We start from the raw sequence: 16,754 nt of genomic DNA, 5'->3' as shown, positions 1-16,754 counted from the left end.
TTTTATTCCTAGGAAGGGGGAACCGAAAGATGGAATTGGAGTACTCAACTTTCGGAAGACACGTTGCCGTAGATTCTTGGGGTGTTGAGTTTGAATTACTGAATGATGCGCAGTTTTTGGAGGCTCAATTAGTTGAAGCAGCTGAAGCTTGCGGAGCAACGGTGATGTCCGTTCAATCCAAGCAATTCGAACCACAGGGAGCTACCGTGCTTGTACTGTTGTCGGAGAGTCATCTCTCTATTCATACGTATCCTGAGAGAGGATTTGCCGCTATTGATTGTTATACTTGCGGTGAGACTGTCGATCCGCAGCTGGCTATTGATTACCTGGTATCCGTTCTAAAACCGAAAAAAACATATGCGAAGAAGCTGATTCGCGGCTTGGGAGAACTTCAGGTGGAATCACCGGAGTGCAAGCTGGCCGAGTTGGTGTAAATCGTTCTTTTATGGAGCCATTTGTGCGTCCTATATTATAACCATGGAACATTTCCATGGTTATTTGTTTTAAAAGTGGTTTACACTAAATCAAATCATACAGAACGTGCTAGATATTCATGAACGTCATCCAATTTTCATAAACAATTCATAAAACAGCCGGAGGACATTCGGACTTCTGTGATATAATTAACATAGTTTATGATAACAGTGGTTATTCTTATTACAGTTTAGGCAGGTGAATTTGCAATGCACATCGTCGTTGTTGGGTTGAATTATCGTACGGCGCCTGTGGAAGTCAGAGAGCGTTTTACATTTGCAGAAGAAGATTTGCCAAAAGCGCTGGAACAACTCAAACTTACCAAAAGTGTGTTGGAGGGCGTAGTTGTCGCAACCTGCAATCGGACTGAAATATATGTTGTGGTGGACCGCCTTCATATGTGCGGTTATTTTATACGCAGTTTTATGGAGCAATGGTTTGGCATTCCACGTGATCAATTTACACAACATTTATATATATATGAGGACGAGCAGGCGATTCGGCATTTGTTCCGTGTGACTTGTGGCCTTGATTCTATGGTAATCGGAGAAACACAAATTTTGGGACAGGTAAAGAACGCTTTTCTTCAGGCTCAATCCCAGAAAATTACGGCAACGTGGTTTAATATGTTGTTTAAGCAAGCCGTCACATTGGGCAAGCGTGCCCATTCGGAGACGTCTATTGGAGAAAGTGCCGTATCTGTCAGCTATGCAGCAGTTGAGCTGGGCAAACGGATTTTCGGGATGTTTACCGATAAAAAGGTACTGATTCTCGGTGCTGGTAAAATGAGCGAGCTTACTGTTAAGCATTTGTACAGCGGTGGAGCAGCTGAGGTTATTGTAGCAAACCGGACCCTGTCCCGTGCGGAAGACCTTGCCTCCAAGTTCCATGGAACGCCGGTTACGATGGAGGAAGGCATGAATCGGTTGGCGGATGTGGATATTGTCATTAGTTCGACAGGTGCCCAGGGTTATATTCTGGATCGGACTCGGGTTGAAGCAAGTATGAAACGTCGACAGTCCCGTCCTTTGTTTATGATTGATATTGCGGTTCCGCGTGATCTCGACCCGGCTATTGGTGAATTACAGAATGTTTTCCTGTACGATATTGATGATCTGGAAGGGATCGTGGAGAGCAATTTGGAAATGCGCCGTACCGAAGCTACAAAAATCGAGCATATGATCGAAGATGAGCTTAGCGAGTTTTATCAATGGTTGAAAACGATGGGAGTGCGTCCGGTGATTCGTGCATTACAGGAAAAAGCGGAGTCTGTACATCAGGATACGTTGGAAAGCTTGTTCAATAAGCTTCCTGAGCTGGATGAACGGCAACGCAAAGTGATTAGCCGCTTGACGAAAAGTATGCTGAATCAGATGATGCATGATCCGATCAATCGGGTAAAGGAACTGGCTGTCCAAAAGCAGGGAAATGAGGCCCTAGACATGTTTAGCCATATTTTTGCTCTGGAGGATCGTTTGGATGACGCCGCTCAGAAAGTAGATAAAAGCGATGCATCTGCGTTAATGAAACCGGAAGCCGGTGTTCATGAAAAAACCGTTCAGGCTCAGGCTTTGCCAGCGTCGTTTGCGCCGGCCAGCCTGTAAAGGTGGGTGAACAGAAGTGGCTTCAGGCATGCTTATATATGATTCAATGATTTATGTTTTTGCCCTGAGCCTTCTGTTTGTATTCTCGGATGGGATTCGTCGTAATGCGAATGCTAAACGGACAGGTACAGGGCTTCTTGTTGTCGTTCTGGTGCTCCAGCTTGCTTATATGGGGATAAGAACCTGGAATGAAGGGCATCTTCCTATTTTCGTGACCTATGATTTTCTATTTCTGTTCTCAGTTATTTTGGTACTGATTTCTTTGATTCTGACACGTTATCAGCGATCCGAATTTGCGGTATTGTTGCTTAATATTATTAGTTTTGCAGTGCTAGTGCTCAACAATATATGGATGGAGCCTCTGGACAACCCACTTGGAAATTGGCATACCGTGCATGGTCTGCTCCTGATTCATATTGCGCTGGCTAATCTTGGTTTTGTAGCAATGACGGTAGCAGCTGTATTTTCGGGGTTATATCTGTTTTTGCATCGTAAATTGAAAGTAAAGAAATGGAATGACACGATCCGACGCTTGCCGAGTCTAGAAATGATGGACCGGTATACGCATATGGCGCTGTTGATTGGTACTCCTTTGTTGGGAGTCTCTATTGTAGTTGCCGTTATTTCTATTATTGCCGAGGAACGCTGGCGTCTCTTGCTAGATACCAAGGTGCTGATGACAGCGATTGCCTTGTGCGTGTATATTATATTTTTAGTGAGCAAAAGATTGAATCAGCGTTCAGGGCTAGTAATGGCAAAGTGGGCATTGGTGGGCTACACGCTATTGATTCTTAATTTTTTGCTAAATTCCTGGTCTGTATTTCATCAGTGGACGGGAGAGTGAAAAGCCTTTTGCAGCATTTTGTCCCGATTTCGTTGAATTGTAAGAATAAGATCTGTTGTGTTGTAGGTGGCGGTAGGATTGCGGAACGAAAGGTAAAGGGGATGATGGAAAGTGGGGCATTCATTACCGTCATTAGCCCGAATATAACGCCGGATTTACAGGTTCTGGCGGATCACAAGCAGCTCCACTGGGTAAATCGCGTATATCGCGAGGGTGACCTCCAGGGAGCCTTTCTTGTATATGCGGCGACGAACCAGAGAGAAGTGAATGATGAGGTTGCGCACGAGGCCAGACAAAGGGGTATACTGGTAAATGTGGCGGATCGATCGGAAGAGGGAAACTTTATAACGCCGGGTACCATTCGACGAGGAAGACTGACGATTAGTATTTCCACAGAAGGGGCTGGCCCTGCTGTGACCACTGATATTACATCAGCTTTGAATACGTTGTTTGGTAGCGAATACGAGCCATATCTGGATTTCATGCACGATATGCGACAGATCATCAAACGTAAGATAAGTTCCCCACAGCAAAGGACCAAACTACTGAGGCGCTTGGCGAGTAGCGGAATTTTGGATCAAATACGGCGTCATGAATTTATGGCTTGGACCGAAAAAGAAATAGACCTATGGATTGCGCAAAATCAGGAGGAATAACATGCGAACAATTGTGGTAGGCAGCAGACAGAGTGCGCTGGCGTTAACTCAGACCGGGCATGTCATTGAAGATTTGAACGCGCTGTGCGCGAAGCATGGAATGGATTTGCAATTTGTCGTGAAGAAAATCCTGACCAAGGGTGATCGAATATTGGATGTAACCTTGTCCAAAGTGGGTGGCAAAGGGCTTTTTGTCAAAGAAATTGAACAGGCCATGCTGGCTGGTGAGATTGATATGGCAGTACATAGTATGAAGGATATGCCTTCCGAATTGCCGGAAGGGCTTGTCAACGGCGCTGTGCCGCGCCGTGAGGACCCACGTGATTGCCTGATCACATTGGGCGCCAAGAGCCTGGAGGATTTGCCTCAAGGGGCAAAGGTGGGCACGAGCAGCCTGCGCAGAGCCAGTCAAATCAAGTCCATGCGACCTGATCTACAATTGGAGCCTGTGCGGGGTAATATTGATTCCCGTCTGAAAAAGCTGGAGACGGAAGGTTTTGATGCTATCATTTTGGCGGCAGCAGGCTTGCATCGGATGGGCTGGAAAGAGCGAATTACATCCTATATATCGGAAGAAGACTGTTTGCCGGCGGTTGGGCAGGGAGCGCTAGGTATTGAATGTCGTGCGAGCGATGAAGAACTATTGGCCTTGCTGCGCCTTTACAACGACCGGGATACCTCGGCTACCGTTGCGGCAGAACGAACCTTTCTGGGCGTGTTAAATGGGGGGTGTCAAGTGCCGATCGGGGCTCATGCGGTCTGGGCTGGTCAAGAAATCAGCCTCACGGGCATGGTAGGCTCGCCAGATGGCGAGGTTATTTTGAAGGAAACGCTCCAGGGAAATGATTCGCAAAAGCTGGGAGAAGCGGTGGCGGCCAGTTTGATAGCCAAAGGAGCGGAACAGATTCTTGCGCAGGTGAGGGGATGATAGCATGGCAGGAAAAGTATATTTGGTAGGTGCAGGACCCGGAGACGCAAGATTAATTACGGTCAAGGGTTGGGAATGCATTCAATTGGGCGATGTCATTGTATATGACAGACTGGCAAGCCCGCGCCTCTTGGGATTGATGAAGCCAGGTGCCCAAAAAATCTATGTCGGCAAGTTGCCAGATCGTCACACCATGAAGCAAGAGGAAATTAATCAGCTGCTGGTGGATTTGGCCTTGGAAGGAAAAACAGTTGTTCGTCTTAAAGGGGGAGACCCCACTATATTTGGACGAGTCGGCGAGGAAGCCGGGCTACTGCGTAAACATGGTATTTCTTATGAAATTATACCCGGCATCACATCAGCAATCAGTGTGCCCGCCTATGCGGGCATTCCAGTCACACACCGGGATATGGCCTCATCGCTGTCTATCATTACAGGTCATGAAAGTCCCGATAAACTCGACAAAAGTATTCATTGGGATAAAGTGACGAACGCAACGGGCACACTGATCTTTATGATGGGTGTAGCAAAGATCGGCTATATCAGTGAACAGCTGATAAAACACGGCAAGCCGTCAAATACTCCTGTTGCCTTGATCCGTTGGGGGACCCGCGCTGAGCAGGATACGCTGGTGGGTACGCTGGCGGATATTGAAGCTAAGGTGAAGGCCGCGAATTTCCAACCTCCCGCCGTCATCGTTGTCGGAGAAGTGGTCAATCAACGTGAACAGTTAAAATGGGCTGAGGACATGCCTTTGTTTGGCAAGCGGATTTTGGTTACTCGCGCGCGTGCGCAGGCCAGCAGTCTGGTTCACCGGATTGAGGAGCTTGGTGGCGAGCCATATGAATTTCCAGTTATTCAGACGGTCGCCCCTTCGGACGAGCCAACCAAACAGGAAATTAAAGAGGCATTTGCGCGACTACCTGAATATGATTGGGTGTTTTTCACCAGCGTTAATGGAGTTGAATACTTTTTCACGCACTTAAAGGAACAGGGCAAGGACGTACGCATGCTGTTCAAAGCGCGTATTGCCGCAGTCGGACCAGCTACAGCAGCTGCGCTTCGGACACACGGAATTGTGGCAGAACAGATCGAAGGCCCTTTTCAGGCAGAAGGCTTGCTCGAAGGGTTTGAGCAGGATTTGCAGGCAGGGCAGAACGTATTTCTACCTAGAGGTGATCTAGCACGGCCGTGGCTGCCAGAAAAGCTGAGGGAGATGGGGCTTCATGTGACCGAGGCTGATTTGTATCAAACTGTGCTGGCAGCCAACACACAGGATGACGAGCTCCTCAAGCTGCTTGAGGAACGTGCCATTCATGCGATTACGTTTACGAGTTCCTCAACCGTCACCTTTTTTCTGGAAGCGCTCAGGCAAATGGGGATCCATGATCCGTTGTCGCTGCTGGAGGGAGTTACGATTGCTGTAATAGGTCCTTTGACCGGTGAGACAGCTACCCAAGCCGGTTTGACTGTGAGTTTTATGTCAGAGAAGGCAACCATCGAAAGTCTGATCCAATCGTTATGTGACTGGAAACGATCAAGTACTCTTATGACATTATAATTTTTTTTGTTTTTGCTAATGAATGTATAAAAAATGGAGGTTTGTATTCATGAGTGTTCCTTTTACTAGACATCGTCGTTTGCGCCAGTCGGCTGCAATCCGCAGTATGGTGCGTGAGACGGTATTGAATCCCGCTGATTTTATCCAACCGATCTACGTAACATTTGGCACTGGGGTGAAACAGGAAATTAGCTCTATGCCAGGTGTATACCGTTTTTCTCTGGATCGGCTGGAGGAAGAACTAAAAGAGATTAGTGAGCTTGGCATTCCCGCCGTGCTCCTGTTTGGCATACCGGAAACAAAAGACAGTGTAGGGACTTCGGCTTTTGTGGACGATGGTATTGTTCAGGAAGCTACTCGTTTGATCAAGTCTCGTTATCCCGAACTGCTGGTTGTGGCTGACACTTGTTTGTGTGAGTTTACGGACCATGGACACTGCGGTATGGTACACATGCATGAGCATGATGGTGAGGTATGCGGTGAAGTATTGAATGATGAATCTCTGGAGGTGCTGGTACGTACAGCCGTTTCTCAGGCCAGAGCTGGTGCGGATATTATCGCGCCATCTAATATGATGGACGGTTTTGTACAAGCGATTCGGCAGGGGCTGGATCTGGAAGGCTTTTCACATATTCCGATTATGTCGTATTCCGTCAAATATGCGTCTGCTTTTTATGGTCCTTTCCGGGAAGCCGCAGATTCTGCGCCGCAGTTTGGTGACCGCAAATCCTATCAGATGGACCCTGCCAATGCACGTGAAGCATTGCGAGAAGCGGAGTCTGATGTGCTGGAGGGTGCGGATATGCTGATGGTGAAGCCTTCTCTTTCTTACCTGGACGTGATGCGCACGATTAAGGATCAATTTGATCTGCCTATGGTGGCTTACAACGTTAGTGGTGAATATGCCATGGTCAAGGCAGCCGCTCTTCAAGGCTGGATTGATGAAAAAGCAATGGTGTTGGAGATTCTGACAAGCATGAAGCGTGCGGGTGCAGATATGATTATTACCTATTCGGCCAAGGATGCGGCAAGATGGTTGAAGCAATAAGTCTATTTTCAGAAGATAGGAGTGGTCAGATTGATCGACGAACAACGAAAAGTGCGTAAGGATACGAACTCCAAAGTAGCCTTTGATGAGGCAAAACAATACATTCCGGGTGGCGTTAACAGCCCGGTACGGGCTTTTAAATCTGTTGGGATTACACCTGTATATATCGACCATGGCGAAGGATCGCGTGTATATGATATTGATGGTCAATCCTATTTAGACTATGTATGTTCATGGGGACCGCTTATTATGGGCCATGCACATCCCGAAGTGGTTAAAGCTTTACAGGCTGCTGTTGTAAAAGGAACCAGCTTCGGCGCACCAACGTTGGCAGAAACCGAAATGGCCAAGCTCGTATGTGAGCGTGTTCCTTCTATGGACATTGTACGTATGGTTAACTCCGGAACTGAGGCGACTATGAGTGCGATTCGACTCGCACGCGGATTTACGAGCCGTAGTAAAATTCTTAAATTTGAGGGATCATATCACGGTCACGCGGACAGCTTGCTGATTAAAGCAGGCTCTGGTGTTGCGACATTAGGTTTGCCCGATAGTCCGGGCGTACCTGAAGTCGTAGCTACCCATACCATCACCGTCCCTTATAATGATTTGGCTTCGGTGAAGCTAGCTTTTGAGAAATTTGGCGAAGAGATTGCCGCAATTATTGTCGAGCCAGTAGCAGGCAATATGGGAGTTGTACCGCCACAGCCTGGATTTTTGGAAGGTTTGCGTGAGGTAACCCAGCAGTACGGAAGTCTGCTGATTTTTGATGAAGTGATGACTGGATTCCGGGTTGGACTTCATTCGGCTCAAGGTCGTTTTGGTGTGACGCCGGATCTTACCTGTCTGGGTAAAGTGATTGGTGGTGGACTCCCTGTAGGTGCTTACGGCGGACGTCGCGATATTCTGGAACAGATTGCTCCATCGGGGCCAATTTATCAAGCGGGTACGCTTAGCGGAAATCCGCTGGCTATGGCAGCAGGTTATTCGACACTTAAATTGCTGACGCCAGAAGTATACGATCGCCTGGAAGAGCGGGCAGCAAGACTTCAAGCCGGATTCGAACGTAATGCGAGCGAGCTGGGTATCCCTGTCACGATCAATCGCGTGGGTTCCATGGTTTGTCCATTTTTTACAGAAGAAAAGGTTGTCAATTTTGACACAGCTAAAACGAGTAATCAGGACCACTTCCGCCGTTACTTTACTGAAATGGTGAATGAGGGAGTCAGTGTGGCACCATCTCAATTTGAGGGTATGTTTGTGTCGGGCGTGCATACGGTAGAGGATATTGATGCCACCATTGAGGCGAACTATCGCGCGCTCAAACGTCTATGAGCTGGCAAGGTGGCTGGAAAAGAAGAGGACCGTGGCTGGAAGTCACGCCAGGACGGGAAATCACAGACGGGGAAAAAAACAATGCTGATGCTGTAGATCAGTGGTTGCTGAATCGTTTGGAATTACCGGAAAAGCTGTGGCGCAGACTGCGTCATGCAAAAGAGATTGAACTTACAGGGGACCGGCTGCGGCTGGCCCTTTTTCCTGTAATGAACCTTGGAATCACCCCTCGTTGGTATGATTTGAAGGTACTGTATGAAGATGATTTTTGCCTGGTAGTGCATAAACCGGCAGGTATGGCAGTACATCCGGACGGCGCTGTGCAGGATGGTCCGCTGACGTTGGATCATGCTGTCGCATCCTACTATGAGATGAATGGCATTCATGCGGCGGTACGGCATGTACATCGTCTGGATGTGGATACGACGGGCCCAGTGCTATATGCCAAAAATGAATTTGCGTTGCTCAAGCTGGACGAGCAAATGCGAGCTAAGGATATAGGCCGCAGGTATGTAGCTTTGGTACGAGGGAAAGTACCCCCATCGCTGCGAACGTTGGATTGGCCGATTGGCAAGGACAGGCATCATAAGCAGCGCCGTCGTGTATCTCCAACTGGGCAAAAGGCGGTTACCCATATTGAACTCGGAGAAGTATGGGGAAGCGGTCCAAGTGCAGTGAGTCTCGTATATCTGACGCTGGAGACAGGCCGGACGCACCAGATTCGCGTACATCTTAGTCATGCTGGCTACCCGTTGCTTGGGGATGTATTATACGGGGGGCGGGCTACTGATTTTGGCAGGCAGGCGCTGCACGGAGAGCGTCTTACCTTCTGTCATCCGCTGAGTGGCGAAACGATTACCGTGGAGGATGCTTGGCCGGATGATTTTCAAAAGCTACACAAACAGCTATAAAAGATGGCATGCCTTCTATTTTGGCGCATATACTTGAACCTAGAAACGGTTTGCAATATGGAGTTTCCGTGCGCCTGACCAGAAGTCAGAGGATGTGCGGAGACTGCCCAAAGGAGGATGCCATCCTTGAACAAACAACAGAATGATCAGCCGCAAGGCTTGCGTTTTGATATTTATGAACGCATTCATTTGACGGAGGAAGCTGCCGGGATTGCTGAGTTGGAGGAAATTGAGCTTCTGCCACGCATTCAGGTTGTAACCCACGGCGACCATGCCGCTTTGCGAGGGCATTTGCTGCTGGAGGGCGTGTACCGCACACCTGAACAGATCACGAGCGAGCTTCATCATTTGATCCCTGTGGAAATTACCATTCCGCTAAACCGCGTAGGGAGATTGGAAGATATCTCTGTCGAGATTGAAAATTTTGATGTGGACCTGCTTTCTTTACGTAGTCTAAACATTACAGGCGTTCTTTCTTTGCATGGCGTGGAAAGCTCGCACGCGGAGGAGACGGCGGTTTGGCTGGATGAGGAATTTACCGTAGTGCATGCACCTGAGCATCCGGTTCAATCCCTTTCCGCCGATGGAGAGGATCATCATGCAGAGGCCTATTCTACCAATGACTCGTCCTCCGATCACGTTACAGATCCTGAAACTTCCTACAGAGTGCCAGCACAACAGGAGTCCGTTTCTTGGGAACAGCCGTCTGAGGACCATGAGGAACAGAAGTCATTGTCGGAACAGCAAGCTTATGAGTCGGCAGTAGATCCTAACCGATTCTATGAGCCTTGGACGGGCAAAGCAGTTGGAGACAGCTCTCCCGAGGTCAAGCATGAGCATGCGTCTCCGGAAGTGTGGGGATTTCAGCAAGAGGAAGCATGGGCAGGGGGAAATGAGCCCAAAGTATCTCCCGCATCTCCTAATATAGTATATGAACCTTTGCTGTCTGAACCGCATCCTGCCACGGAGTCCGAGGTCTATCTGGAGCCACAGTTGGAAGCGAGTCAAGTAGATAACTTCGACTTCAGGCCTGAAGCGTCAGAACAGGTTAACCACGAGGCCCATGATACCTTTACTGAGGATAAGCCAGAGATGCGTGTAGCGCTCAACAGTAAAAAGGATGAAGGGGCAGACGAGCCAGACCCGGTTGTCTACTCATCATTGCTCCAATCCAGCCGTTCGGTGAAGGAAGCCGAATACCAGCAGCAGTTGGAGCAGGAGCCGCAGGATCAGGATCAGAAAGCCGAAGAAGAGCGAGAGAATGCCAAGTGGAAGAACCTTTTTTTTCATACACAAGATGAAACACCTTTTCGCAAGGTGCGGTTATGCATTGTACAGCGCGAGGATACACTGGAAACCATAGCTGACCGTTATCAGCTCAGCACACGTGAGCTTCAACTGTATAACAGATTGGCGGAGCATCATGTGGAAGAAGGACAGGTATTGTATATCCCTTGATCCGGTTGCTGAAAAATGCACGGCGGGTGTTGACTATAGTCAATGGGAAATGTATGATGTGGTATAGTTATTGAAAGACTGAGATCGGGAAGAGTAGGCAGCAAGCCCTTCAGAGAGTGGAATTGCAGCGCTGTGAGGTTCCGCAGGAAGCTACTGGCCGAAGTCACCCGGGAGTCGCCTGTTTGAACGGTTCCTCATTTAATTCCTACGGAAGATAAGAGGCTCACGGTAGAATAAGGCCGGTCCGCAACCGTTATCTGCATAAAGTGTCACACCATGTGTAATGGATCAGTGGATACATACACAAGGGGTGAAACAAAGGTGGTACCGCGAGAGAACAGCCTTTCGTCCTTTGAGGATGAAAGGCTTTTTTTATTTGCCAATTGAAAAATCATGGAGGTATCCTGATATGTCAGAACAAGACAACAAGACAACCTTGGAAATGCCAACAACGTACGATCCAAAATCAGCAGAACAAAAATGGTACAAAACGTGGATGGAGAAGGGGTATTTCCGCGCTGGTCAACATCCAGAGGCTGAGCCTTTTACAATCGTTATTCCACCACCGAATGTTACAGGTATGTTGCATATTGGACATGCTCTTGACTTTACTTTGCAGGATATTATTATTCGTGCCAAGCGGATGCAGGGGTATGATGCCTTGTGGCTGCCAGGGGCAGACCATGCGGGTATTGCTACCCAAACAAAGGTAGAGCAAAAGCTGCGTGAAGAAGGCCTGACACGTTATGATTTGGGCCGCGAGAAGTTTTTGGAGAAAGTGTGGGAGTGGAAGGATCTTTATCTAGATAATATCCATAACCAATGGGAAAAGATGGGTTTTTCTCTCGATTATTCTCGTGAGCGTTTTACGCTGGATGAGGGACTGTCCCAAGCGGTACGTGAGGTATTCGTTAAACTGTACAAGAAAGGTCTGATTTATCGCGGTAAACGCATCATTAACTGGGACCCTGCTGCACGTACTGCATTATCGGACATTGAGGTGGAATACAAAGAGGTGAACGGAAATCTGTATCACCTGCAATATCCACTGAAAGACGGTAGCGGATTTATTACGGTAGCCACTACACGTCCTGAAACGATGCTGGGCGATACAGCTGTAGCTGTACACCCGGAAGATGAACGCTACAAGCAAATGATCGGCAAAACGCTTGTGCTCCCAATCATCGGACGGGAAATTCCGGTCATTGCGGATGATTATGTTGATAAAGATTTCGGTAGCGGCGCGGTTAAAATTACACCGGCTCACGACCCGAATGACTTTGAAATGGGACAACGTCACCAGCTGCCACAAATTACGGTGATGGACGAAACGGGAACGATGAATGCCGAAGCAGGCAAATATCAGGGCCTTGATCGTAGCGATTGCCGTAAGCAAATCGTCGCTGATCTGAAAGAGCAGGGCGTACTGATTCGTATTGAAGAGCACGTACACCAAGTAGGCCACAGTGAGCGTACAGGTGTAGTTGTAGAACCTTATCTGTCCACACAATGGTTTGTGGAAATGAAGCCTCTGGCAGCTAAAGCGATTGAAGTGCAGAAGGCTGGCAACGGTGTAAACTTTGTCCCGGATCGCTTTGAACGTACTTATCTGCATTGGATTGAAAATGTGCGTGACTGGTGTATTTCCCGTCAATTATGGTGGGGACACCGTATTCCGGCTTGGTACGATGAAGAGACCGGAGAAGTTATTGTATCGGCGGAGGACCCTACAACTTTGCCTGAGTATGCTGGCAAAAAGTTAAAACAGGATGAGGATGTGCTGGATACTTGGTTCAGCTCGGCTTTATGGCCGTTTTCGACATTGGGCTGGCCTGAGCAGACAGAGGACCTCAAACGCTACTATCCGACTAATGTCTTGGTTACAGGCTATGACATTATTTATTTCTGGGTATCGCGTATGATTTTTACCGCGTTGGAGTTTACGGAAGAGATTCCGTTCAAGGACGTACTTATGCACGGGTTGGTTCGCGATGCGGACGGTAGAAAAATGTCCAAATCCCTCGGCAACGGTGTTGATCCGCTCGACGTGATTGACCAATATGGTACCGATGCCATGCGTTATATGATTTCCACCAGTAGCACGCCTGGGCAAGACCTTCGTTTCCGCTGGGAGCGTGTGGAGCAGGCCCGTAACTTTGCCAATAAAATCTGGAACGCGTCACGCTTTGCGCTGATGAATCTGGAAGGCGTCACTTCGGCAGATATAGACATTACTGGTGACTTAAGCACTGCTGATCGTTGGATTTTGCATCGTCTAAACGAAACTTCACGCGACATCACGCGTCTAATAGATGCTTATGAATTTGGCGAGACAGGCCGCCTTCTGTATAACTTTATTTGGGATGATTTGTGCGACTGGTACATCGAGTTTGCGAAGCTTTCTTTATATGGCGAAAATGCAGAGGCGAAAAAGAAAACGCAGTCCGTCCTTGCATATGTATTGGATCGGACACTGCGCATGATTCATCCGTTCATGCCGTTTATCTCTGAGGAAATATGGCAGCATCTTCCGCATGAGGGAGAGACGATTACACTGGCCGCTTGGCCTGTTTATGATCCTTCTTTTGAGGATAAGGATGCAGTTGCAGAAATGAATTTGCTGATCGACGTAATTCGCGCTGTGCGCAATATCCGTGCTGAAGTCAACGTGCCGATGAGTAAAAAAATTGAATTACTCATAAAACCCGGTGATCAAGCCGTTCTCGATATCATTAACCGCAATGGGGAATATGTACGTAGATTCTGTAATACGTCTGAATTCGACGCGGGATTAGAATTCACCGTTCCAGATAAAGCGATGACATCTATAGTTAGCGGCGCAGAGCTATACCTGCCGCTGGCCGGACTGCTTGATATTGCCCAGGAAATTAGCAGACTGGAAAAAGAACTTCAGCATTTGAACAGTGAAGTGGAGCGCGTGGAGAAAAAGTTATCTAACCAAGGCTTTGTGGCGAAGGCACCAGCTAAAGTCATCGAGGAAGAGAAGGCCAAGCAAGCCGATTACTCAGATAAGCGCGCTAAAGTTATCGCACGTATTGAAGAACTCAAGGGATAATTTCACTCACAATAAAATGACCTGAAGGTGAAGAGGATGTCAGATACGATCAGGGGCGGAGACACGGCTCCTTTACAAAGCTATGATGAAGCAGTGGAATGGATTAACGGCTTGATTCCGTTTGGTATCAGACCCGGATTGGAACGAATTGAACAGCTAATGAGTAAATTGGGTGATCCGCAACGACATCTGAAATTTGTGCATATTGCGGGAACCAACGGTAAAGGCTCAACTTGTGCCTTTCTGACCTCTGTGCTACTGAAATGTGGGTACGATGTCGGAACTTTTACGTCTCCGTACATCACCCGATTTACGAACCGTTTTCAATTCAATGGGACTGATATTCCCGATGAAACGCTGGTTTTGCTTGCCAATCGCTTGTATCCGTTGGTGAAAGAAATCGCAGATAGTGAATTGGGATCACCTACAATGTTTGAGGTATCGACAGCATTAGCTATTTTATACTATGCTACGGTATCTTTCCCAGATGTTGTGGTATGGGAGACAGGTCTCGGGGGAAGGATGGATGTAACTAATATCGTGAATCCAATCGTCTCAGTTATTACGAATGTCGGCTATGACCATACGGATATTTTGGGAGATACGCTCGAACAGATTGCAAGGGAAAAGGCCGGTATCATCAAACCGGGTGTACCTGTCGTCAGTTGTGTTTCCCAACCCGAGGCTATTCAGGTCATACGTGAAACGGCGACAAAGCAAGGAGCTACCTTGTACCTGGCAGGAGAACAGTTTACGTATGAACGGCTAAATGGGGATGAAACAGCTCAGACTTTTTCATTCGCGGGGCCCTTCCGACATATGGAAATTGACATCACGTTGTTAGGCGAGCACCAATGTTCTAATGCGGCAGGAGCTATGATGGCACTTGAGGTCCTACGTCAGTATATGGCTTTTGTGTTGGATGATGCAGAATTGCTGGAGGGCTTTAGGCAAACTGCCTGGGCAGGGCGTCTCGAACAAGTCAGTACCTCGCCGAGGATTGTCCTTGATGGAGCTCATAATCCAGAAGGAGCACAGACGCTGGCCAAGAGTCTTCCTCAAGTGTATTCGTACAAAAAATTGGTTTTAATGATGGGAATGCTGTCAAACAAGCATCATGAAGCATACTTGCAGCATATACTGCCACTAGTGGATACGCTTATCCTGACCGAGCCCGATTTTCGCCGCAAAATGAATGCCGCTGAATTGGCTCATCTCGTGGAGAAGCTGCGGCCGTCTTATGCCAAAACGGATTTAAAAATAATTGTAGAAGGTGACTGGAAAAAGGCTCTTGGCCTGCTTCAGTCACATACGGAAGCGGAAGATCTGGGGGTGGTGTCCGGCACGCTGTACCTTATTGCGGATGTACGGGCTACCCTTATGTATCAAACCGATTCGGAAAAAGGTTGGTGAAATTTGTTGATTACTTCGGAACATGTTCATTTTATCGGTATCGGCGGCTACGGGATGAGCGCGATTGCTCGGGTCATGCTGGAGATGGGTTATACCGTGACTGGCTCAGATGTGGCATCACAGGAGCTGACAGAAAAACTGGCAGCAAAAGGCGCAAAAATATATATTGGACACACACCTGAGCATATTGCAGGCGCGGATATCGTCGTCTATTCAACAGCATTGTCACGTGACAATGTGGAGCGGGTGGCAGCGGAGGAATTGAATATTCCAACTCTGCATCGTTCGCAGATGCTGGCTCGCTTGCTTAACGAACGTAAGGGAATAGCTGTTGCGGGTGCGCACGGTAAAACGACAACCTCTTCCATGATCGCTCTGGTTATGGAAAGATGTAACGTTGATCCAACGTATATTATTGGCGGCGAAATCACGAATTTGGGGACGAATGCTAAAGCAGGTAAAAGCGAGTTTGTCGTTGCTGAGGCGGATGAGAGTGATGGTTCTTTCCTGCAATATCATCCTTGGCAAGGTATTGTAACCAATATTGAAGCGGATCATTTGGAAAATTACGATGGCGACTTTAATCGTCTGAAAAGTGCCTATGTACAGTTTTTGAGTCAAATTCGACCGGATGGGGCGGCTATTGTATGTGCAGATGATCAGAACATCCGGGAAATGTTGCCTCAGCTCCAGACTCGGGTCATTACTTATGGAGTGGAGCATGAAGCGGATTATATGGCGACAGATATCCAATTAGGTGACCGTCGATTAAGCTTTACTATGAGCCGTAAAGGAACAGCACTCGGAACGATCGAACTATCAGTGCCGGGTAAACATAACATGTATAATGCGATGGCTACTGTGATTTCCTGTTTGGAAGCAGGGATTCCATTCGATCAAATCGCTGCTACTATTGTAGAATTTCACGGAGCGAAGCGTCGTTTTCAAGTACTAGGTGAAAGCAATGACATACTGATTATTGATGACTATGCGCATCACCCAACAGAGATTGAGGCTACGATTAGCGCAGCGAGAGCGACTGGCAAGCGTATTATTGCTGTATTCCAACCGCAACGCTATAGCCGCACCTTTTTCCTGCTCGATGCGTTTAGCCGCGCGTTTAGCGAGGCTAGTGAAGTCATCATTACCGATATTTATTCACCAGCGGGAGAAAAACAGATTGAAGGCGTGCATTCTTCTAAGCTCGTGGATTTAATTGTCCAAAACAGCAATGCTAATGCAATCTATTTGCCGACCAAAGAAGCCGTGATCGAGGAGTTGAAAGATCGATTACAGCCGGGGGATCTTGTGCTGACGATGGGAGCGGGAGATATCTGGAAAGCAGGTGACGCGTTAGCGCGCCATCTTCGCGGACAGCAAGTGTAATACGTATAATAATGAGCTGTTACGCCAATGAATTACATTTATTCAAGGGTATTCCGAACA

13 protein-coding genes are annotated in these 16,754 nt (G+C 47.8%); all 13 read left to right on the top strand.

Features of this window, described 5'->3' with window-relative positions; translation table 11 throughout:
• Window positions 1–35: 35 nt before the first annotated feature.
• The 13 genes from speD to murC all read left to right on the top strand — a co-directional run bounded on the left by speD (window position 36) and on the right by murC (window position 16,694).
• Window positions 36–434 carry an adenosylmethionine decarboxylase gene (speD, locus tag ACL9RM_RS13620; protein ID WP_250268951.1) on the top strand — a complete coding sequence of 133 codons (399 nt, stop codon included), beginning with the start codon at window positions 36–38 and terminating at the stop codon, window positions 432–434.
• 249 nt (window positions 435–683) lie between these two features.
• Complete coding sequence (gene hemA / locus ACL9RM_RS13615) at window positions 684–2,078, top strand: glutamyl-tRNA reductase (protein ID WP_069290219.1); 1,395 nt, start codon at window positions 684–686, stop codon at window positions 2,076–2,078.
• A gap of 16 nt (window positions 2,079–2,094) precedes the next feature.
• Window positions 2,095–2,922: a cytochrome c biogenesis protein CcsA gene (gene ccsA, locus ACL9RM_RS13610; protein ID WP_061828817.1), complete on the top strand. Its 828-nt coding sequence runs from the start codon at window positions 2,095–2,097 to the stop codon at window positions 2,920–2,922.
• A gap of 8 nt (window positions 2,923–2,930) precedes the next feature.
• Window positions 2,931–3,578 (top strand): precorrin-2 dehydrogenase/sirohydrochlorin ferrochelatase family protein, encoded by a 648-nt coding sequence (locus tag ACL9RM_RS13605; RefSeq protein ID WP_414126384.1) that lies wholly within the window; start codon window positions 2,931–2,933, stop codon window positions 3,576–3,578.
• 1 nt (window position 3,579) lies between these two features.
• Complete coding sequence (gene hemC, locus ACL9RM_RS13600) at window positions 3,580–4,506, top strand: hydroxymethylbilane synthase (RefSeq protein ID WP_250266512.1); 927 nt, start codon at window positions 3,580–3,582, stop codon at window positions 4,504–4,506.
• Window positions 4,507–4,510: 4 nt separating this feature from the next.
• A complete protein-coding gene (cobA, locus tag ACL9RM_RS13595; protein ID WP_250266511.1) occupies window positions 4,511–6,067 on the top strand; it encodes a uroporphyrinogen-III C-methyltransferase in 1,557 nt (518 codons plus the stop codon).
• A 49-nt stretch (window positions 6,068–6,116) separates the two neighbouring features.
• Window positions 6,117–7,115, top strand: a complete 999-nt coding sequence (gene hemB / locus ACL9RM_RS13590; RefSeq protein ID WP_028541574.1) for a porphobilinogen synthase — start codon at window positions 6,117–6,119, stop codon at window positions 7,113–7,115.
• A gap of 30 nt (window positions 7,116–7,145) precedes the next feature.
• Entirely contained in the window at window positions 7,146–8,450 is a 1,305-nt protein-coding gene (hemL, locus tag ACL9RM_RS13585; protein ID WP_025722720.1) for a glutamate-1-semialdehyde 2,1-aminomutase, read from the top strand.
• Window positions 8,447–9,361 (top strand): RluA family pseudouridine synthase, encoded by a 915-nt coding sequence (locus tag ACL9RM_RS13580; protein ID WP_250266510.1) that lies wholly within the window; start codon window positions 8,447–8,449, stop codon window positions 9,359–9,361. Before hemL ends, ACL9RM_RS13580 begins: the two co-directional genes overlap by 4 nt.
• 126 nt (window positions 9,362–9,487) lie before the next feature.
• Window positions 9,488–10,819, top strand: coding sequence for a LysM peptidoglycan-binding domain-containing protein (locus ACL9RM_RS13575; protein WP_323873116.1), 1,332 nt, complete (start codon window positions 9,488–9,490; stop codon window positions 10,817–10,819).
• A 409-nt stretch (window positions 10,820–11,228) separates the two neighbouring features.
• Window positions 11,229–13,895 (top strand): valine--tRNA ligase, encoded by a 2,667-nt coding sequence (locus ACL9RM_RS13570; protein ID WP_250266508.1) that lies wholly within the window; start codon window positions 11,229–11,231, stop codon window positions 13,893–13,895.
• 36 nt (window positions 13,896–13,931) lie between these two features.
• Window positions 13,932–15,308: a bifunctional folylpolyglutamate synthase/dihydrofolate synthase gene (locus tag ACL9RM_RS13565; RefSeq protein WP_039272579.1), complete on the top strand. Its 1,377-nt coding sequence runs from the start codon at window positions 13,932–13,934 to the stop codon at window positions 15,306–15,308.
• Between the two features lie 6 nt (window positions 15,309–15,314).
• Window positions 15,315–16,694 (top strand): UDP-N-acetylmuramate--L-alanine ligase, encoded by a 1,380-nt coding sequence (murC, locus tag ACL9RM_RS13560; RefSeq protein WP_013311605.1) that lies wholly within the window; start codon window positions 15,315–15,317, stop codon window positions 16,692–16,694.
• Window positions 16,695–16,754: the final 60 nt, after the last annotated feature.

Origin of the sequence: Paenibacillus sp. S29 (assembly GCF_049319765.1) — a bacterium.
Lineage (GTDB): Bacteria > Bacillota > Bacilli > Paenibacillales > Paenibacillaceae > Paenibacillus > Paenibacillus polymyxa_B.
This window is presented reverse-complemented; position numbering and strand designations above follow the sequence as displayed.